Annotated in this window: 18 protein-coding genes; 7 read left to right on the forward strand and 11 right to left on the reverse strand. The window is 62.3% G+C overall.

Annotation, left to right across the window (positions count from 1 at the left end):
• Positions 1-7: 7 nt before the first annotated feature.
• The 3 genes from AC0VX3_RS10765 to AC0VX3_RS10775 are packed head-to-tail and all read right to left on the reverse strand — an operon-like array spanning position 8 to position 1964.
• On the reverse strand, positions 8-502 hold the full coding sequence (locus AC0VX3_RS10765; RefSeq protein ID WP_475524704.1) for a flagellar protein FlgN: 495 nt from the start codon (positions 500-502) through the stop codon (positions 8-10).
• Positions 499-822 (reverse strand): rod-binding protein, encoded by a 324-nt coding sequence (locus tag AC0VX3_RS10770; protein ID WP_475524705.1) that lies wholly within the window; start codon positions 820-822, stop codon positions 499-501. Before AC0VX3_RS10770 ends, AC0VX3_RS10765 begins: the two co-directional genes overlap by 4 nt.
• Complete coding sequence (locus AC0VX3_RS10775) at positions 822-1964, reverse strand: flagellar basal body P-ring protein FlgI (protein ID WP_342892085.1); 1143 nt, start codon at positions 1962-1964, stop codon at positions 822-824. The genes AC0VX3_RS10770 and AC0VX3_RS10775 overlap by 1 nt, the downstream gene beginning before the upstream one ends.
• Before the next feature lie 313 nt (positions 1965-2277).
• On the opposite strand from AC0VX3_RS10775, the gene AC0VX3_RS10780 reads away from it, so the two are divergent.
• Entirely contained in the window at positions 2278-2700 is a 423-nt protein-coding gene (locus tag AC0VX3_RS10780) for a flagellar assembly protein FliX (protein ID WP_342892086.1), read from the forward strand.
• Between the two features lie 165 nt (positions 2701-2865).
• Positions 2866-3282 (forward strand): RNA polymerase-binding protein DksA, encoded by a 417-nt coding sequence (gene dksA, locus AC0VX3_RS10785; RefSeq protein WP_342892087.1) that lies wholly within the window; start codon positions 2866-2868, stop codon positions 3280-3282.
• A gap of 118 nt (positions 3283-3400) precedes the next feature.
• On the opposite strand, the gene AC0VX3_RS10790 is transcribed toward dksA, so the two are convergent.
• The 7 genes from AC0VX3_RS10790 to AC0VX3_RS10820 form a co-directional block, all read right to left on the reverse strand.
• Positions 3401-5383 carry a bifunctional 2',3'-cyclic-nucleotide 2'-phosphodiesterase/3'-nucleotidase gene (locus AC0VX3_RS10790; protein ID WP_475524706.1) on the reverse strand — a complete coding sequence of 661 codons (1983 nt, stop codon included), beginning with the start codon at positions 5381-5383 and terminating at the stop codon, positions 3401-3403.
• 175 nt (positions 5384-5558) lie between these two features.
• Positions 5559-6365, reverse strand: coding sequence for a lytic murein transglycosylase (locus AC0VX3_RS10795; protein WP_475524707.1), 807 nt, complete (start codon positions 6363-6365; stop codon positions 5559-5561).
• A 173-nt stretch (positions 6366-6538) separates the two neighbouring features.
• Entirely contained in the window at positions 6539-7300 is a 762-nt protein-coding gene (locus AC0VX3_RS10800; protein WP_475524708.1) for an NAD(P)H-dependent oxidoreductase, read from the reverse strand.
• 197 nt (positions 7301-7497) lie between these two features.
• Complete coding sequence (gene flgH / locus AC0VX3_RS10805; protein WP_348149314.1) at positions 7498-8247, reverse strand: flagellar basal body L-ring protein FlgH; 750 nt, start codon at positions 8245-8247, stop codon at positions 7498-7500.
• Positions 8247-9230 (reverse strand): flagellar basal body P-ring formation chaperone FlgA, encoded by a 984-nt coding sequence (gene flgA, locus AC0VX3_RS10810; protein ID WP_475524709.1) that lies wholly within the window; start codon positions 9228-9230, stop codon positions 8247-8249. Before flgA ends, flgH begins: the two co-directional genes overlap by 1 nt.
• A gap of 18 nt (positions 9231-9248) precedes the next feature.
• On the reverse strand, positions 9249-10031 hold the full coding sequence (flgG, locus tag AC0VX3_RS10815) for a flagellar basal-body rod protein FlgG (protein ID WP_348149310.1): 783 nt from the start codon (positions 10029-10031) through the stop codon (positions 9249-9251).
• 21 nt (positions 10032-10052) lie between these two features.
• Positions 10053-10751, reverse strand: a complete 699-nt coding sequence (locus tag AC0VX3_RS10820) for a flagellar hook-basal body complex protein (RefSeq protein WP_475524710.1) — start codon at positions 10749-10751, stop codon at positions 10053-10055.
• 325 nt (positions 10752-11076) lie between these two features.
• Here AC0VX3_RS10820 and AC0VX3_RS10825 point away from each other — a divergent pair, with 325 nt between their 5' ends.
• The 5 genes from AC0VX3_RS10825 (at position 11077) to AC0VX3_RS10845 (ending at position 18651) form a co-directional block, all read left to right on the forward strand.
• Positions 11077-11592, forward strand: coding sequence for a flagellar basal body-associated FliL family protein (locus AC0VX3_RS10825; protein WP_475524711.1), 516 nt, complete (start codon positions 11077-11079; stop codon positions 11590-11592).
• Between the two features lie 8 nt (positions 11593-11600).
• Complete coding sequence (gene fliM / locus AC0VX3_RS10830; RefSeq protein ID WP_342892096.1) at positions 11601-12836, forward strand: flagellar motor switch protein FliM; 1236 nt, start codon at positions 11601-11603, stop codon at positions 12834-12836.
• Positions 12833-13369: a DUF6468 domain-containing protein gene (locus AC0VX3_RS10835; protein ID WP_475524712.1), complete on the forward strand. Its 537-nt coding sequence runs from the start codon at positions 12833-12835 to the stop codon at positions 13367-13369. Before fliM ends, AC0VX3_RS10835 begins: the two co-directional genes overlap by 4 nt.
• Positions 13366-14094, forward strand: a complete 729-nt coding sequence (locus AC0VX3_RS10840) for a MotE family protein (protein WP_475524713.1) — start codon at positions 13366-13368, stop codon at positions 14092-14094. Before AC0VX3_RS10835 ends, AC0VX3_RS10840 begins: the two co-directional genes overlap by 4 nt.
• A 168-nt stretch (positions 14095-14262) precedes the next feature.
• Entirely contained in the window at positions 14263-18651 is a 4389-nt protein-coding gene (locus AC0VX3_RS10845) for a hypothetical protein (protein ID WP_475524714.1), read from the forward strand.
• 71 nt (positions 18652-18722) lie between these two features.
• On the opposite strand, the gene AC0VX3_RS10850 is transcribed toward AC0VX3_RS10845, so the two are convergent.
• The gene (locus tag AC0VX3_RS10850) at positions 18723-19778 is read right to left on the reverse strand and encodes a DUF2336 domain-containing protein (RefSeq protein WP_475524715.1); all 1056 of its coding nucleotides are present in this window, start codon (positions 19776-19778) and stop codon (positions 18723-18725) included.
• Positions 19779-19853 lie beyond the last annotated feature (75 nt).

Raw genomic sequence — 19853 nt, forward strand, 5'->3', positions numbered from 1 at the left:
GCGCTGCCTAAAGCGACTGGTTGATCGCGATCCCGCGAGCCGATTGCGGGCCTGTGGGCGCCGAGCCGTTGCTGCCATAGGTGGTCGGCGCGGTTGGGTTCCTGGCCCCGGCCACCTTGGCAACCGTGGAAACGATGGAACCGGCGACATCGCGCGCGGTGGAAAGAACCGCCAGATTGATGCGCAGGACCGGCTGAAATTCGCCGTGCTGGCGGCGCAGGTTCTGCGTCGCGGCCGGGGCCAGGTTGCCCAGTGCAACCGCATGGTCCTTGGCGGTCATCATGCCGCGCGTGTATTCGTGGATCAGGCGCGCCTTGTCCGGCTGCAATTCGCCGGCTTCCTTGAGCTTGCCCGCCCGCACCAGATCCGTTTCCATCTCAATGACCGAAAGCAGCGCTTCCATGGTGCCGGACAGGGCGGAACAGAAACTCTCCGCATCCGGCTGGCTGTTGGGCCGCTCGAGTGAAAAGGGAAAGGTATTGGCGTTGGGTTGTGCGGTCATCGTGACCCCTCCTGCAATGCAAGCAGTTCGCGTTCCACGCTGTCGGCGAGGCCGATGCCGCCGGTTTCGGCGATGGAGCGTGCGTATTCGTCGATCAACAGGCTCTGCCAGGCATCCGCCCCGTGGCCTGAGCCCCAGGTGCCGCCCTCGTCAAGGCCGGTGAACATGCTCTGGAGCATGGTGTTGAGAAACACGGCCTCAAATTCCACGGCCGCATCCCGGACGGCGGACTTGTTGCTGCGGTCGACCCCGCGCAGGGCGTCCTGCGGGTCGGACTGAAGCGCAGCGGTTGTCATCTGGGGCGAGACCTGTTGCATCATCACAGCACCTCGATATCGGCTTGCAGGGCGCCGGAAGCCTTGATCGCCTGCAGGATGGAAATCATGTCGCGCGGTCCGATCCCGAGGGCGTTCAGGCCGTCGACAAGCTGTTTCAGGGTGACTGTCTCCGGAACGATCGCGAGTTTCGTGCCGTCCTCGTTGACCGTGACTTCCGAACGCGGCACCTCGGCGGTCTCGCCGTTCGCGAACGGCAGAGGCTGCACGACCTGAGGGGTTTCCGCGATCGTCACCGTCAGGTTGCCCTGGGCAACGGCCACCATGGACACTTTTACGTCCTGGCCCATCACGATGATGCCGGAGTTCTCGTCAATCACGATGCGGGCGGCAAGATCCGGCTCGACGATGAGCTGCTCGATATCGGTCAGAAGATCGACGATGTTGCCGTCATACTGCTGCGGCAGATCCAGGCGCACGGTTGCCGGATCAAGCGGTTCGGCGGTCGGCAGGCCGATCAGTTCGTTGATGGACAGCGCGACGCGCCGTGCGGTGGTCAGGTCGGGGTTGCGCAGGGCCAGTCTCAGCGTGGTTAGCGAGGCGAGCTTGAAGTCCAACTCCCGCTCGACCAGGCCGCCATTGGCGATGCGGCCGGCCGTGGGCACGCCGCGAACGACCGAGGCCGCGTCCGCCTGGGCCGAGAACCCGCCGATGGCAACAGAGCCCTGCGCGATGGCGTAGACTTCACCGTCCGCACCGACCAGGGGGGTCACAAGCAGTGTTCCGCCTTGCAGGGATTCTGAATCTCCGAGGGAACTGACATTCACGTCGATCCGCGTGCCCTGGGTGGAAAAGGGCGGCAGGTTGGCCGTTACCATCACGGCGGCAACGGTATCGGTGTTGAGATCGACGTTGCGGGTGTTGACGCCCAGCCGCTCCAGCATGGCCTGCAGGCTCTGCTGGGTGAAGGGAGAGTTGTTCAGGGAGTCGCCGGTGCCGTTCAGACCGACGACCAGGCCGTAACCGATCAGCTGGTTTTCACGAATGCCCTCGAAATCGGCAATGTCCTTGATCCGTGACGCGGCGTGCGCCGGAACCAGCACCGCGACCAGTCCAAATGCCAGGGCTGCGGCAGCGAGCACGCGCCGACCGACTTTTCCGGAAATCTTTTCACCGAGATATCGCATTAGCTAATTCTGGTCCGCCATTTTGAAGTCCGGCCAGCTGTGCCGGAGGTCCTGTCTGGGCTTTTGCAATGCGAGAGCCGTGCCACTTTTCCGGTGAATACGGTTCTTTCACACAATCTGACCGGATTCTGCGCCAAATGCTGCTATCATTGCCAGCCTATCCACGCAAAACTGTTGAGACGGGTTAAAGAGTTGTGTGTGTGGCCCGGCAAATATTGCCTCCGTCACAAGGACTCATTTACCCTTCCCGGCAGAAACTGACAGGCGTTGCCGTGATCAGGTCACGATTGCCGTCATTCCTACTGAAAGGTCGATGATGCGTATCACCAGCAACAAACCCATTACCGGTGTGCAGGGGAAAGGCGCAAAGAAGAAGGCTTCCGCGGGAGCGGACCAGTTCGCGCCGGACATGGGCGCGGAAGTTGCGCACTCGTCACAGACCGCGGGCGGGGCGGCAATCCAGGGCATGGATGCGCTGCTGGCCCTGCAGGAAGTGGATGAACGCGCCGAACGCCGTTCCCGGGCCACGCGGCATGGCCACTCGCTGCTCGACACGCTGGAGTCGGTGAAGACCGATCTGCTGGCAGGCCAGGTCTCCGAGGACCGACTGGAACTGCTCGCCAGTCAGGTTGCGAGCCGTCCGCCAAGCGGTGACCAACAGATCGATTCGGTGCTGGAAGAGATCGAATTGCGGGTCAAAGTCGAATTGGCCAAGCTCGGCCGATTCACGGACTGACAGGTGTGCGAAACGGTTCAATTTTGCCGTGAAATCGTTTGAAATTTACGCAAGGCTCTGAAAGATATAGGTTTTCCATTCTGCCTTTTTTAATAAATGAACCGTTGTAGGCTGACGGAACCGGCTATATATTGCGCCCGGCATAACGGGAATCCGGAGCTATCGATGTCGGTTGAAATTGAGTCTGAATATCGACCCTCAGAAGACGAGCCGTTCATGAATGACGGGCAGCGCGAATATTTTCGAAACAAGCTGCTTGCCTGGAAAGACGAGATCCTGAAAGAGAGCAAGGAAACGCTCACAAATCTTCAGGAAGAAAACACCAATCATCCCGACTTCGCGGACCGCGCGTCGTCAGAAACGGACCGCTCCATCGAGTTGCGGGCCAGGGATCGTCAGCGCAAGCTGATCTCCAAGATCGATGACGCCCTGGAGCGTATTGCGGACGGGAGTTACGGGTACTGCGAAGAGACCGGTGAGCCGATCTCTCTCAGGCGCCTTGAGGCCCGTCCGATCGCGACCTTGTCGATCGAAGCCCAGGAGGCGCATGAGCGCCGGGAAAAAGTGTACCGGGACGACTGACTTCCAGAAAACGGCCTGTTTGCCGCTTGCTCGGCGAACCTGAATTCCTTTCAAAACCTTCCCTGTCAGGGAAGGTTTTTTGTTTTCCGCTGCTCTGACCCTTGCCGGGACCGTGTGGTCAGAGAGTGATCCGGTATTGCGCGAAACCGTCCGCGCCGTCGCCGGCCGGTTCGATCCGCACGCCCTTCACGGATGCGGCATGCTCCGCGCCGCCCGGGCCGGTTTCGAACAGCACCGTGGCGCCGGCGACAGGACGGAAGGCCCAGTTGGCATCCGCGGACGGGTTGATCGTGCCCTGGTCCACGATGTAGCGGACCAGAACGTCCCGGTTGGTGTCGGGCCCGACAAAAACCACGACATCGTCGGTGATGCCGGGGAAATTTCCGCCGCCCCCGGCCCGGTAGTTGTTGGTGGCCACCACGAAGGTCTGGTCGGGATCAAGGGGCGCGCCGTTGAACGCCAGATTGACGATGCGGCTGGCCTCGGGATTGACCAGGTCGCCCTTCGGGTCGAACTTAGACGGCTGGGTGAGGTCGATCTCATAGGTGATGCCGTCGATGACGTCGAAATTGTAGCTGGGGAAGTCCGGACTGATCAGCGGCTGGTCGGCCTTGCCCGGTTCCACCTGCAAAAAGATGCCTGCGGAGCGTTCGAGCCAGTCCTTGACGGTGCTGCCCTTGATGGCGACCGCGCGCACCGTGTTGGGGTAGAGATATAGATCCGCGACGTTCCGGATGGCAACATCTCCGACTGGCACGTCGGTGTAATAGTCCGGACCGCCGCGTCCACCTGCCTTGAAAGGCGCGGCGGCGGACAGCACCGGCAGGCCTTCCCATTCGGTGCCCTTGAGCATCTGTTCGATGTACCAGATCTGTGCCCTGGAGACGATCTGGACGCTGGGATCGTCGGCGACCAGCGCGAAATAGGAATGCAGCGGTGCCGAGGTCTTGCCGACCGGACGGCGCACATAGGCAAGCGTTGCTTCGTGATCTTCCCGCACGGCGTCGAGCACATCCTGCTGGCTGTCCACGAGCGGCGTGACCGTGCGGCCTTCCTTTTCATAGATTGGCCTGGCTTCGGTCATGAAGTTGGCGACGCGCCAGCCGTTGCCGTCGCGCTCGACCATGAGGTCGATCACCCCGAGATGGGAGCCCCAGAAACCGCCCATGGCGGCGGGTTTGCCGAACAAGGTTCCCTTCTGGCTGTCGACACCCGGCAGGCCTTCATAGGCCGGACCGGGGAACACCAGATGCTGGTGGCCGGTGAAGACCGCGTCGATGCCCTCGACCGCCGCCAGGTGCAGCGATGCATTCTCCATGCCGTCGGTGGCGCTGCCGGCATCGATACCCGAATGGGACAGCGCGACCACCAGATCACAGCCCTGTTCGCGCATTTCCGGCACGAATGCCTTTGCCGTATCGACAATGTCGCGGGTGTTGGCGCTGCCTTCCAGGTGGCGGCGGTCCCAGCTCATGATCTGCGGCGGAAGGAAGCCGATGAAGCCGATCCGGAGGGGATGGCTGTTGCCGGCGCCGTCGGTGACCTGCCTGTCGAGGATCACGTAGGGCTTCAGGAACAGGGAATCCTGGCGGGCGTTGCCGGCGAGCGTGGTGCCCTTGACCAGATTTGCGCAGACGACCGGGAATTTGGCGCCGGACAGGACCTTCATCATGAAGTCCAGACCGTAGTTGAATTCGTGGTTTCCAAGGGTGGCGGCGTCGAAATTCAGGACATTCATGCCCTTGATGACCGGGTGGACGTCGCCGTCGCGCAGGCCGCGCTCATAGGCGACAAAGTCGCCCATCGGATTGCCTTGCAGAAAGTCGCCGTTGTCGACGAGAACCGAATTGGTGGCCTCGTCGCGGATCTGCCGGATCAGCGTGGCCGTGCGGGCAAGACCCGCCGTGTCGACCGGGCGGTCGCCGTAGTAGTCATAGGGAAACACATGAACGTGGAGGTCGGTCGTTTCCATCAACCGGATGTGCGCGGTGCCGTCGCTCGCAAGCACGGAATAAGGATGAAGGGCCGCGGCAAGGCCGGTCGCGGCGGCTCCCGTCAGCAGGCCGCGGCGCGAGAGGGATACGTCTTTCAAGATGGACATGACAATGCTCCTGTTCGGCTGCGGCCGCGTGTTCTCGCGGGGCGGCGTCCCCGTAGGGCGCATGCCTTGCTGACGCATGCCATACTGACGCAGGGATTTTGCGCCGCCGCGATTGCAACCGTATGACGGATCAGGCTGCCTGAGCCGCAGATATTGTCAAGTCTGAACGTCCACCTCAGCCGCCGATCTTGGCCGCCATGACCGAGATCGCCTTCACGTAGACGCCGGCCTTGTTCCACTTCTGCAGGACCTTGTAGTTCGCAGTGCCCGGTGCCCAGCCCTGACCCCGGCGCCAGCCGTGTTTGGCAAGGTAGTTTGCCGTTGAGGCGAGCACATCCGGGATGGAGCGGATCAGGTCACGGCGGCCGTTGCGGTCGTAGTCGACAGCGTATTTGACGTAGGACGAGGCCAGAAACTGGGTCTGGCCGATTTCGCCGGCCCAGGCTCCCTTCATCTCGGCGGGCGTCATGTCCCGGCGCTGCACGATGATCAGGGCGTTGACCAGCTCGTTGGTGAAAAACCTGGCGCGGCGGCAGTCATAGGCTAGCGTGGCCAGCGACTGAAGCACCGGCATGTTGCCGGAAAAGCTGCCGTAATTGGTCTCCAGGCCCCAGATCGACAGGATCACGGGAGCAGGAACGCCGTATTTGCGCTCGATGCCCTTGAAGATCCGGCCATAGGTCTTGCCGAGCTTCTGTCCGCGCCGGATCATGGCGTTGTTGACGCGCTTTGCGTAGAACTGCTCGAAACTCAGCTTGAAGGATTTCTGGTTGCGGTCCAGCCGGACCACCTTCGGATTGTAGCGGACATCCTTCAGGGCCCGCTGCACCACCCGTTGCTTCAGGCCGTGCTGCGCGGATCCGGCAATGAATGCCTGTTTCCATGCGTCGAACCCGGCCGGGCCGTTGCCGCAGCTCGCGCTCCATGCCGGCGTCGCGGCCAGGAGGAAGACACCGAAGATGAGAAAGATGGAACCGCGCATGAAATCCTCGCTGAATCGCAATTAACCCTTGGGCATTCTAGCTCAAAACAGCCCGTCGTCATCCCGACAGGAAAAAGAAGGTTCCGGACCGGATGCACGCCGGATGCTGGCGGGGGACATCGGGTCGGCAGGTTGCAACCGGAAACCGACGATGGCACCTGGCTGGTTAAGGCTCACGGCTCGTGCCGTATGAAGCGCGAATGGCTCGGAGCATCGGAGCGCAAGCGGCCCCGGTCGAAATCGTCATCGGCGTTGAAACTCAGGCGCGGCAGGGCGTCGTAACGGGCGATGGTGTCGTGATGGCCGGCAAGTTCCGCCCTCAGCCGGGTTTCCAGATCGTGCCTGGCGGTACCCTTGTGGTAGCCATGCACGCCGTGGATGAGCCTCGGCGTCAAGACGTCAAATCCGAGGTAGCGAAAGGTGTAGGCGAGGGGCCAGAGCAGCATCTGGATATCGCCTTCCTTGCCGTTGTGGGCACTTTCCGCCTGTCTCGATCCCGTGGTCGCGCAGAACAGGACGGATTTGCCGCGGAAGCGGCCGGTGTCGAACCGGTTGCCGGTGTCGTGCAGCCCGCCGTTGACGAGAACCCGTTCGCACCAGCCCTTGAGCATGGCCGGCGGCGCGAACCACCAGACCGGGAAATGGACAATGATCCGGTCGGCGGCGCGGACCTTGTCGATTTCGTCTTGCACGGCCTCCGGCAGGCAGCCCGCTTCTGACGCCGCCTGCTGGGTCCTGAGCACGTCATATGGCGCGCTCACGCTGTCTGCCGGGTAATGAGACGACCGTTCGGCGGGGTCGAAGCCCAGGCCATAGAGATCGGACCAGAGCACTGCGTCACCCAGGGAACTGCAGCTCGTGTCCGTCTGTTTCGCCCAGGAGGCATTGAAGGAGTCCGGGGCAGGGTGCACGAGCACGATCAGGGTTGTGGTCATGGTTTTCCGCCTTCTGCGTCCCTGGCATTCGCCTGGTCCGGGGATACTCCCGACTGCGACCGAGAGCCAAACAAGAGAACGGGCACGACGCTCGGGGAGCGAGACGTCGTGCCCGTCATCAGCCGGAACCTGTGAGACTTCTAGAACATGCCACCGGTTCCGGCCGGGGGACTTTAAACCTGCATTGCTCCGTACTTTTAGAACGGCAGCAGGATATCGAGCACCTGGTTGCCGACACGCGGCTGCTGAACATCCGTGATCTGGCCGCGCCCGCCATAGCCGATCCTGGCTTCGGCGATCTGTTCGCTGGCGATGCGGTTGTTCGCGGTGATGTCTTCCGGCCGGACGATGCCGGCGACGATCAGTTCGCGGACTTCGAAGTTCACACGGACTTCCTGGCGGCCCTCGATCACCATGTTGCCGTTGGGCAGGACCTGGGTGACGACCGCCGCCACGGTGGTCTGCAGGCTTTCTGTTCGGTCGACGCTGCCGGATCCCTGGAAGTTCGAATTGCTGTTGGTGTTGGCGATATCGCTGGCGGCCGCGCTTGCGGGCATGAAGATCGTGTCGATGGCGGTGCCGAGAGCCCCGCCGACACCCGCGCCGCTGCTTTCGGACCGGCTGCGTTCGGTGTCGTTCTCGAATTCGGCCTCGTCGTCGATGGTGACGACGACCGTCAGGATGTCACCGACCTGGCTGGCGCGCTGGTCCTTGAAGAAGGCCCGGCTGCCCGACTGCCACAGGGAATTGGGGTTGTAATGCGCCTGCTGGGGTTCCGGCATGGGCATCTGGACCGGACGGTATCCCGGCGTGGTGGTCGGGTCCTGGATGGCGTTCAGGGCCGGCTGCTGGCCGACATTGGCGAGTTTGTCGGCGGTGCCGCAACCGGCGACGAGGGCGGAAAGCGCGATGCTTGCCAGCAGATTTCTGGAAACGGATCTCAGCATTAGTTTGTCTCGCTGTTCAAGCTTGCAACAACTGGATTGGCGGCATGAACGCGTACCTGGCCGCGGGAGGTGACAATCGCCGGGACGATGCGCCGGGACTGCAGGTTCATGACATCGATGACGTTGCCCTTGGCACCGTCATCCATGGCCTGGGCACGGGAAGTCAGTTTCATTCCCGACATCAGGTATGTGACCGTGACCTTTTCACTGCGCTGGATCAGGATGGGGCGCTGGAAGTCCTTGCGCGCCAGGGGGGCATTGGCCCGAATGTTCGTCCGCGCCTGTTTGCCGACCACGTCGTCCGGATCCGTCAACGCGCCTGCCGGCACCTTGCTGCGGGCCATGCGGATGACGTCCAGATTCTCTTCCTTCAGAATGTCGCCGCGCCGCAAGGGCTGCGTTACGGCGACCACGTCGATCATTTCCGTGGCGACACCCGACAGGATCAGCGGCTGGGTTCCGATTTCCACCGCGACCGTGGCGTGGAGCGTGAAATGGCCACTGTTCCGGGACCATTCGATCCGGTCGATCCGGATAGGGTCGTGCACCTTGGGGTCCGCAAGCACCTGGTCGGGGGCCTGCAGCAACCGGATGTCGAGCCTGTCGGGATCCAGTCCGGCGTTGCGGTCCGCAAGCGATGTGCGCACCAGGCCGGCGAGCTGGTCGCGGTTGAGCCTGGTGGCGCCCCGGAAGACAACGACGGTCCGCAGGCCGTCGGTGCCTGCCGCTGTCAGACCTGCGGCCCTGGCCCGTTCGGCGACCAGACTGGCGGGGACATTGCCGGAGGTGCCCATGTCCGGGGACCTGAACAGCGCTTTGGAGGCGAGCAGGCCCGTGTTGGAGTAGAAATCGCCGATGGTCACGATATCGGACAGTGTCATGACCTGAGAGCGCAGCACAGGGCGCTCGTCCGCCAGAGCCAGGGAGGCGGAGATGCCCACCAGCAGCAGGCCGGTCACGGCTTTCAGCAGGTGTTTCATCATGGTGTCAGCCTTCCCGTCTTAGCGGAGGTTGGTGGTTGTCGAGTACATCTCGTCGGCAGCCTGGATGATCTGGGAATTCATCTCGTAGGCGCGCTGCGCCGAGATCAGGTCGGCGATCTCGGTCACGGCATCGACATTGGCCATTTCGAGGAAATACTGCTGCAGGGAGCCGAAACCGTCATCCCCCGGGTTGCTGCTTTCAGGCGCGCCGCTGGCGTCGGTTTCAAGGAAAAGATTGTCGCCGATCGCTTCAAGGCCTGCCTTGTTCACAAACCGGGCCAGCTGGATCTGTCCGAGCTGGACGGTGTTGCCGCCCACGTCGACACCCTGAACGACGCCCGTATTGGAGATCGTGATATCCTGCGCGGTTTCCGGGATCGTGATGCCGGGAACGACGGCATATCCGTCAACGGTCACGAGCTGGCCGTCGGCATCCCGCTCGAACGATCCGTCGCGGGTGTAACCGGTGTTGCCGTCCGGCAGGTCGATCTGGAAAAAACCCTCGCCGCGGACGGCAAGGTCGAGATTCTTGCCGGTCTGTTCGAGAGACCCCTGGGACATGATGCGGGCCGTCGAAGCAATCTTGACGCCGGAGCCGATCTGGATGCCGGTCGGAACGATCGTGCCAGCGTCGGATGTCTCCGTGCCCATGCGTCTCAGGTTCTGATAGAGCAGGTCCTGAAAATCGGCGCGCTGCTTCTTGAAACCCGTCGTGCGCATGTTGGCGACGTTGTTCGAAATGACTTCGACGTTCAGTTCCTGGGCTTTCATGCCCGTGGCGGCAATGTGGAGTGCTTTCATCGTATTCTTCCCTGATGCCGGTTAGGCCTGAAACTTGCCGAGTGTGGAGATGGCTTGCTGGCGAAGCTCGTCCAGATCCTTGACCACCTTGGAGGTCGCGTCATAGGCGCGGGTGACCTCGATCAGGCGGGTGACCTCGGTGACCCCGTAGACGTTGGAGCCTTCAACAGCGCCCTGCACAAGTCGCACCTGTGCGGCCGGCTGCGGGTTCTCTCCGCGAAACATTGTGTCGCCGATTTTTTCCAGGGTGCGGACGTCCTCGAAGTCGACGACCTTGATCTTTCCGCGAATGCCCTGCTCCGTGGCGATGGTGCCGTCGCCGGCGATCTCGACACGACCGTCCTCGACAGTGAAGGAGATCGGCCCGCCCTCGGTCATGACCGGGCGGCCATCGGCGGAAATGAGCTGTCCGGTGGAATCAAGCCGGAAGGCGCCGCTGCGTGTATAGGCTTCAGTGCCGTCTTCCAGCTGAACCGCGAAAAACCCTTCGCTGTTGAGCGAGAGATCGAATTCATTATTGGTGAGTTTCACGGGACCATGCGTGAAGTCGGTCCTGGTCGTGAACATGTCCACATAGGAAATCTTGCGATCGGGCTGCTCGAAAGCAGTGCCGTCGGCGACCGGCATCACGTATTCCGCGAAATGCATATTCTGCGACTTGAAGCCGGATGTGTTGATGTTCGCCATGTTGTTGGCGATGACATCCAGATGATTCCGCAAAATCGATTGTCTCGATAAGGCGACTAGTTGTGCGTTCTCCATGGCGAACGGTTCCCTTCATGCTCCCCGACGAGCCGGTCGATCTCCCCAGATCCACGGGCTCGGTATGGTTAATGCACGAGGCGTGCCAGTTTATAAATCCTTGGAAAATGTGGGTAAAACGCGAAAGGGGAGGGTGCGTGCGGCAAGAGATTCCGGCAGAAGTTAACCGGTTGGCAATTTTTGCCCGGTGACTCGCGTTAATGGCCTGGTAACCTTTCGTTAACCATTAACACTTTAGTAACAAATGGCGCGCGCGAGCGCCTGGCTGGATGCGGAGTGCCGAATGACAGACGAAAATGCCGCAGCCGACGATGACGGCGACGACGACGCGGAAAAAGCTGCCGGTGGCGGCAAGAAGAAGATGATCCTGTTCGGCGGTATCGGGCTGGTTCTTCTGCTCGTTGTCGGCGGGGCGGTCTATTACTTCTTCCTGATGGGCGGCGGTGATCCAGCACCGGTTCCCGGGGACCCGCAGGCGGCCCAGGAAGTCCAGAAACCGGTGATGTTCTACGATCTGCCGGAAATGACGGTCAATCTGGCGACGGACGGGCGCACCACCTACCTAAAGGTCAGGATTGCGCTGGAAGTCGAAAATCGCGCGATGATCGATCAGATCCAGCCGTATCTGCCGAGAATTCTGGATGCGTTCCAGATCTATCTGCGCGAGTTGCGCCCCGCGGACCTGGAAGGGTCTGCCGGTCTGTTCCGTCTGAAGGAAGAATTGCTCAGGCGGATCAATCTGTCGGTCTATCCGGCGAAGGTTGAAGGGGTGCTGTTCAAGGAAATCCTTGTTCAGTGAATTGATGAATGGCTGATACCGAAGAAGACGATCTGTCCGAAGAGGACATGGCCGACGCCTGGGGTGCCGCCCTTGCGGAGCAGGGTGCCGCCGGCGAAGAAGACGACGATCTCGCGGCCGCCTGGGGCGCTGCTCTGGAGGAGCAGGGCGCTGGCGGTTCCGACGATATGGCGGCTCAATGGGCCGCGATGATCGACGACAGCGAGCCGGATCTGGAAAACGCGACACGCGGCGCCGATCGTGTCCTCAACCAGGAGGAAATCGATAACCTCCTGGGGTTCAATATCGAGGACACGATCGCAGGCGACCAGAGCGGTATCCGCGCGCTGATCAACTCGGCGATGGTTTCCTATGAACGTCTGCCGATGCTGGAAATCGTCTTCGACCGGCTTGTGCGGCTGACGACGACCTCCCTGCGCAATTTCACGTCGGACAACGTGGAAGTCTCGCTGGATTCCATCAGTTCGGTCCGTTTCGGCGACTATCTGAATTCCATTCCCCTGCCGGCCATTCTCGGTGTCTTCAAGGCCGAGGAATGGGACGGGTTCGGACTGATCACGGTTGAATCGAGTCTGATCTATTCGATCATCGACGTTCTGCTGGGCGGCGGCCGCGGCACCTCTGCCGTGCGCGTGGAAGGTCGCCCCTACACGACCATCGAGACCGGTCTCGTGCAACAGATGGTTGCGCTGATCCTCCAGGACGCCGAGCAGGCCTTCGCGCCGCTGTCGCCGGTGCATTTCAATCTGGAACGTCTGGAGACCAATCCGCGTTTCGCGGCGATTTCCCGTCCGGCCAACGCGGCCATTCTCGTCGAACTGCGCATCGATATGGAAGATCGCGGCGGTTCGGTCGAGATCATGATGCCCTATGCGACGCTGGAGCCGATCCGCGATCTGCTGCTGCAGATGTTCATGGGCGAGAAGTTCGGCCGCGACCCGATCTGGGAAGGACACCTGGCGTCCGAGATCCATGCCGCGGAAATCGAGATAGATGCCGTGCTGCACGAAACTTATCTGCCGCTCGGCCGGGTCCTCAGCCTGGATGTCGGCCAGACCCTCGTCTTCGACGTGGCTCCGAGCGATCCCGTGCTGATCAAGTGCGGCAATGTCCCCCTGAGTGAGGGCACGCTCGGAAAGGTGGAGGATTCCATCGCCATTCGTGTCGCAAAGAACCTGCGCAAGCCCAAAATGACCCTGGCCGCCTTCGAGCGCGCCATGCAGAATGAGATGGACTCATCATGAGCACACTGCCACTTGGAATGATCATTGAAGGCCTGGTCGCAGTGCTGCTGCTGATCACCATTTGCTACTGCTGGATTCTGAACCGCAGGCTGCAGCGGTTGCGCGCGGACGAGCAGGTGCTCAGGGCAACCATTTCCGAACTGATGACGGCAACGGAAATCGCGGAGCGGGCCATCCTCGGCCTGAAGACGACGGCCGCGGACGTGGACAAGACCCTCGGCAGCCGTCTTAAGCAAGCGGAAACCATGTCCCACAAACTTGCCGAACACGTCGGCGAAGGTGAGAAAGTCTTTACCAGAATAACGCAGATTGCGGAGGCAGCCCGCTCGGCAGGGCCGCTTCGCGAGCCCGCGCCGCGGAGCGACGCCTATGCGGTTCAGCCTGCTGCGGACCCGAATCACTACGCGCCGCAGCCGACTGCCGTGGAGCCGGAACGCCGGCGGGCCACGCGTGCGTCCGACATTCGCAGCGCTGCCGCTGAAGCGACCGCGCGTCTGGAACAATTCCGCAAACGCAATGGTGCTGCTGCATGAACTTGAGACTTTTGCCATTGCTGGGAATTTCGGCGAGCGCGCTGCTCGCCCTGAAGCTGCTGGGCCTGACACTCGGGCCCGATGGCAGCCAGATTTCCATCAATGGCGCGGTCGCGCAGGAAACAGCCGCCGGCGATGCCGCGGAAGCCGCGGACCCGGCCATGGAGCCCGGGGGACCGCCTCCGCCGCCACCTCCGGGAGGAGGTGAGCTGCCGGACCAGCCGGTTTTGCCGGACAGCCTGGAAATAGGCGGGTCTGCCGCGGAGCGGGCGGTGCTGCAGAGCCTCGGCAAGCGCCGCGAGTCCTTGCAGCAACAGGAAGGTCAGCTCGACCTGCGGGAAAAGCTTCTTCAGGCGACCGAAGAGCGCATCAAGCAGCAGGTCGAGGAACTGAAGAAGCTCGAAGGACGGATCGAGGCGGCGGTCGAAGCGAAGAAGAAGCAGGAAGAAGACGAAATCGCCGGCCTGGTCACCATGTACGAGAACATGAAACCGAAGGACGCCGCGCGGATCTTCGACAGGTTGAGCCTGCCGATCCTGCTGAAAGTCGTCCGCCAGATGAAGCCGCGCAAGATGGCGGATGTTCTGGCCAGAATGTCTCCCGAGGCCGCGGAGAGGCTGACCGTCGCGATCGCCACCAATGCGTCCGCGCCGATCGCACCGGCACAACCCGTTCAGGCACGGGCGCCGGGCCAGGACACGCTGCCGAAAATCCCGTCAAACTGAGCGGTTCCGGCGGATTTACGAAGTTGGCGTAAGGGCACGTTAACAAGACCTGACTAACAATATCGCGTTGGCGTCATCCGAGGACTGAACACCTTGCCAGGACCGTTCCTGACATATCAGAAGATCTGCTCAACCGGTCTCGCGGCCGGGAGGTGGCGGGCCCTGTGCGTGGCGGCTTTTCTCCGGTTCGCGCTGCTGGCTCTCGCAGCCGTGTCCGGGATCGAGGTTCAGGCCCAGCAACTGGAGCCGGTCGAGGTCGACGTCTCGCAGGAAAACGGCCATGGCCGCATCGTGCTGACCTTCAAGGACCGCACCCTGTTGCCGATCTACGACGCGGTCATCACCGGCGGCGTGCTGAGAATATCCTTCGAAGAACCCATCGATATCAACGTGGACAACGTGCCGCTCGATCTCGGCGACTATGTGACGATCGCCCGGCGGGATCCCGATGGCAGCGCCATCCGTTTTGCGCTCAAGGCGCAGTACCAGATCAACACGCTGGAAGCCGGTGAAAAGCTGTTTGTCGACATCCTGCCGATGACCTGGCAGGGGTTGCCGCCCGGCCTGCCGGACGATGTCGTGCGCAAACTGGCAAAGCGGGCCGAGGAAGCCATGCGCAAGGTTCGCGCACTGGAGCAGGCGCGGCTGAAAGCACAAGAGGGTCCCGAAGTGACCCTCCATGTGGGAGAACATCCGACGTTCACCCGCCTTGTGTTCGACTGGTCCATCAAGTTCGATACGGCATTCGTTCGCGAAAACGACATCATCAAGGTGACGTTCAACCATCCGGCGCAGCTCGATATCGCCCATCTGAGGGCGCATCTGCCGCAAGGCGTGATCGATGCGACCTCGTTTCTGGACCAGGGCAAGCTGAAGTTCCTGATGCGGGTCGAACCGTCGGTGGACATCAGGGCGTTCCGCGAGGAACAGACCTACGTGATCGACGTCACGCCGGAGAACATGGAAGTCAACGATCCGGCCAACGCGCTCATCAACAAGGAACTGTCCGTCGCGGACAATGAAAACCGCAAGAACATGATTACCGCGCCCGGCCTCAGGGACACGCGTGAGGTCACGGATCCGCGCGGACTTCCACGCGCAGACACGGGCGCATCCAGTGGCGGTGGCGCGCTCAAGGAATCGAAGGCGGACGAGTCTCCGGCCTATACCGTCGTTCCGCTCGGCGGCGGTGGCAATGACGGCGGCAGTGATGGTGCCCGGGCCCCGGATACAGACCGGATGCCGGAGGGCTCCCCGGATCTGTCCGCGGCGATACCGCACCCGACCGGGCCGGATGCAGAACCGGCGAGCGATGCGGCAACGCCGCGGATCGCGATGGCGCCTCGGCCCAAGCCGGTCCTTGTCGCGGCCGCTCCGCAAGCTCCGATGCAGGCAGCGGGTCCGCAGCCGGAGATACCGGCAGGGCTCATGACGAGCGATGTCGCGGTTTCGGCAACGGACGGCGAGACGGATCTGGAAACCGATCTGGCGACCGATCTGGCCACCGATTTGGCAATGGCGGCAGCGGCGGTCGAAACGGTTCCCGCTCCTGAGTTGGCGGCTGCAACACCCGCAGCGGCAGACGCTGGTGCGGAGCCGGCAGATGAAGTGCTCACAACCGCGGCCATTTCCGGTGGCCCAACGGGTCCGGCGGATCGTTCGGTGAGCGGGATCGGCGACGGCGCGCAAGATCTGGACATTGCCGCGCAGGCTGCGCAGGAACGGGTTGTTGTCGGGCAGGCCGCACAGGAACCGGTTGTTGTCGCGCAGGCAGCTCCGGGCGCGCTGCCCCTGGGTGAAACCCTGCCGGAAGAAGACATCGTGCGACAGGCGCCGATGCTTGATCTTTCGACCCAGCAGATCGGTCAGCCTCAGGAACAGGAAGAAGCCGGCAACAACGGCATTCCGACTATCCAGCCGGCCGAAGTGCCCGGCAGCGGCGACCAGCCGGAGGCGCCCTTCGACACGGCGCCGGTCCAGATTCAGACCACACCGTCCCTGGGCAGCGGCGTGCCCGCGGGCATTCAGTTGCCCGATCGGCCCCAGGGCGCGGCACCGGAGGCCTGGCGTGCTTCCTCCGGCAGTGATCCCGACGGCATGCCGCCCTCACCGGAGCGGCCGCCAGACAGTTTTGCCAAGGAAGCCCGCAATTTCGTCTCCGCGGAAGCCAGGCGCATCGGCAACACCGTGCGGGTGGTGTTTCCGTTTTCCGAACCCGTCTCGAGTGCCGTATTCCGCCGCAACGACAGCATCTGGCTTGTCTTCGATACCGATGCGACCATCGACACGCGCGGTATGGCCTCCGCGCTGGCGGAAACGGCGGAAACCATCGATGTCCAGCAGTTTGATGACTATCAGATCCTGCGCATGGACATGAACGATCCTGTCCTGGCGACGGTGGGGGTCGACGGGAATGCCTGGTCCCTCGTGATCGGAGACATGATTCTGGAGCCTTCGCGGCCCCTGCAGCTTGAGCGAACCGTCCGGGGAGACGGCGGCTCCGTCCTCAGGGTCTATTATCAGGACCCGCAGAACATCCGTCAGGTCACGGACCCGTTCGTCGGAGATTCAATCTCCCTGGTCACAGGGTTCGGTCCGCCGCGCGGACTTCTGAAGCCGCAAACCTTTGTCGACCTGAAGGCCCTGAGCTCCGCGCAGGGTATTGCGATCGTGACGAAATCCGACAACGTCAAGATGCAGATCCTCGGGGACGATGTGCTTATCGAAAAGGAAGGCGGACTGGCGCTGTCGAGCCGCCATCTGCGGGGCGGGACCGGTTCCCTGAACACGATCGTCGATCCTGATGACGGCAATTATCTGGAATTCGTTTCCCTGAGCACCGAAGGCCCCGGTGCCTACCGGACCCGACTTCTGGCGCTGCAAGCCAATCTGTCCGCCTCGCCTGAAAGCCAGCGGCGGAAACCGCTCATGGCGCTTGCGCGATTCTACCTGGCGCATCAGTTTCCCCAGGAAGCGCTCGGTCTGATGAAGCTGGCGCTCGAGGAAGAACCGGCTCTGGCCGAGGACAGCTCGTTCAACCTGATGATGGGCGCGGCCCAGACCATGGCCGGGCGGCCCGACGAGGCCTATGCCTATCTGAACCGGCCGGACCTGAAGAACAGCCCGGATGCCGCCGTCTGGCAAACGATTGTCGATGTCAAGCTCGGCAACTGGACACCGGCGCGCATTGCCATGCCGCGCGGACGTGCCGTGGTCGGAAACTATCCGTCGGCCATTCAGACCGAGTTCAAGCTCGCCGCCGCGCAGTCCATGGTCGAGGTCAATGATTTCGGCGTCGCCAACAGTATTCTGGCTGAAATCGAGCCGTCGGAGGTCACGCAGGCCCAGGCGGCCCGTTACGACATCCTGAGAGGCCGGGTCGCGGACGCTTCCGGCCGGTCCCAGGAAGCCCTGACAGTGTTCGATCTGGTCACCCGCTCCGATGACAGGCCGCGCGCGGCCGAAGCCGAATACCGGGCCCTCAGGATCCGCTACCGGGACGGCGAACAGAATGTCGACGAGACCATCGACCGGCTGGCCGGACTGTCAACCTCCTGGCGCGGCGACGAAATCGAGCTGAAGACGCTGCGCTTCCTGGCACAACTGTTCGCGGAGCGTGGCCAGTACCGGGAAGCGTTCGAAGCCATGAAATCGGCGGTGCAGGCGGAACCGGACAGCGACACGACACGCCTGCTGCAGGAAGAGATGAACGGGTTGTTCAATTCTCTCTTCCTTGACGGCAAGGCCAGCGAGATGCCGCCGGTCAAGGCCCTGGCGCTTTATTACGACTTCCGGGAAATGACGCCGATCGGCCGTCAGGGCGACGAGATGGTGCGGCTTCTCGCCAAACGGCTGGTGGAGGTCGATCTGCTCGACCAGGCGACCGATCTGCTGCGCCACCAGGTGGACAACCGGCTGAAAGGCGCGGCGCGGGCGCAGATCGCGGCCGACCTGGCAGCGATCTATCTCATGGACCGCAAGGCCGACCAGGCGCTGCGTGTACTGAACCGGACACGGCAGGCCAGCCTGCCGTCCACCCTCGAACGCCAGCGCAACATCGTCGAGGCCCGGGCACTGACGGAAAGCGGACGTCCCGACCTCGCTCTGGAGCTTGTCCGCAACATGCGCGGCTCGGATGTCGACCGGCTGAGAGCCGACACGTTCTGGGCCGCGGAAAGCTGGCGCGAGACCGGGGAGCAGCTCGAGGCCATGCACGGGTCGCGCTGGTCGGACAACATTCCGCTGGACGACCTTGAACGGCGCGACATCCTCAGGGCGGCCATCGCCTACTCGCTCGCCGGCGACCAGCTGAGCCTGGAGCGGTTGCAGACCAAATACATGGAGAAGATGTCCGACAGCTCGGAGGCACTGGCTTTCGATGTCGTGACCCGGCCGATCGAAGCGCAGGGGGTCGAGTTCCTCGAAGTGGCGAACCGGCTCGCGGATATTGATTCCCTGGAAACATTCCTGAAGGAATACCGCCGGCAATACATGTCGCCGGATCGCAGTCCCGATCAGGCTGCCGCCGTTCCCGAGCCGGAAGATGCGGCAGGCTGACCGGCCACGGGCAAGCGCGATGGATCCTTACCTGATGCCAACTCTGCCGGCAGGCGGAGGGCGCTTGGTGTTCAAAGTGCGGGCAGGGCGCCCGCCAGGTGCGGCTTTTTCATTTCGGCCTTGTAGCGCATGACCAGATCCGGAATGGATCTGGTGCTGCGATCCAGCCAGTCGCAACGGGCCTTCAGAAAATCCCGGTAGGTCTTGTCGTGAATGCCTGTCTGAAGCATGAGGCGCATGATTGCGCCATCCGCGTCCGACTTCAGCGTGTCGGCGACGACTTCGTCGGCGAGATTGATCTTGCGGCTGATGAGCCAGATCGCGGCGTCAAGACGTTCCTGTTCGAACAGGGTTCTCAGGATCGCATCGAAGGACAATTCGCCGTTGGCGATCTGGATGCTTGCCTCGTGCCGCGAAAAAAGAACGCCGTCCAGTTCGATGTCGCCGTCTCTCCTGTTTTCTTCAATCGAGGCGGCGAGCCGTTCCAGGTCGCCCGTCTCCAGAGCTTTCCTGAGCGGTGGTGGGATCAGGGGACAGTTGGTTTCCAGAACATGCATCTGCGTGTTCAGAAAGTCCTCGTCCTTGATCGCGCGGCGGGCGATCGCGGCAAGCACTGCTGCCTCCGTGTTGGCGAAGATCAGAATGGCCAGCGTTCCCTTGACGGAAAACGGGACGTCCAGATTGTCAAGAAGGGCATGCACCACGTCCCGGCTGCTGCGCGCGATCAGCGTGTCGGTGATTTCCTCGCTCAGATCCGGACGCCGCGCCACGGACAGCCGCTTGTCGTTGCCCCCGGACTTGGCCAGGCTCATCAGAGCGGACTGGCTGATCATCGGCGAGCTTTCGATGACCGGCTCCGAAAGATCGTAGTCTTCCTGGGCCAGGCGGTCCGCGAGATCCGGGATGATGCGATCGGTTTTGGCAAGACGCACGACCAGTTCGTATCGCGCTTCCCGGTCCAGCTGGTCAAAAACGGACAGGACGATCCTGGAGAACAGCTCCCGTTCGGTTTCGCTCGGATCGTGGTCTTCCGAGCGCGCATATTCGCCGACAAGGGTACGGATGAGCCTGGATCTCGCTTCCGGATCCTTGAGCCTTGCAAGTTGTTCTAGCTGTTCTGGTAACACTGACCCGCCACTATTAAGATCCGGACATGACCACCCGACGCCGGTCCGCAATATTTACAGGTTTGTCTTAAATTT

The organism is Roseibium sp. QJM3NY_11 (assembly GCF_056173175.1).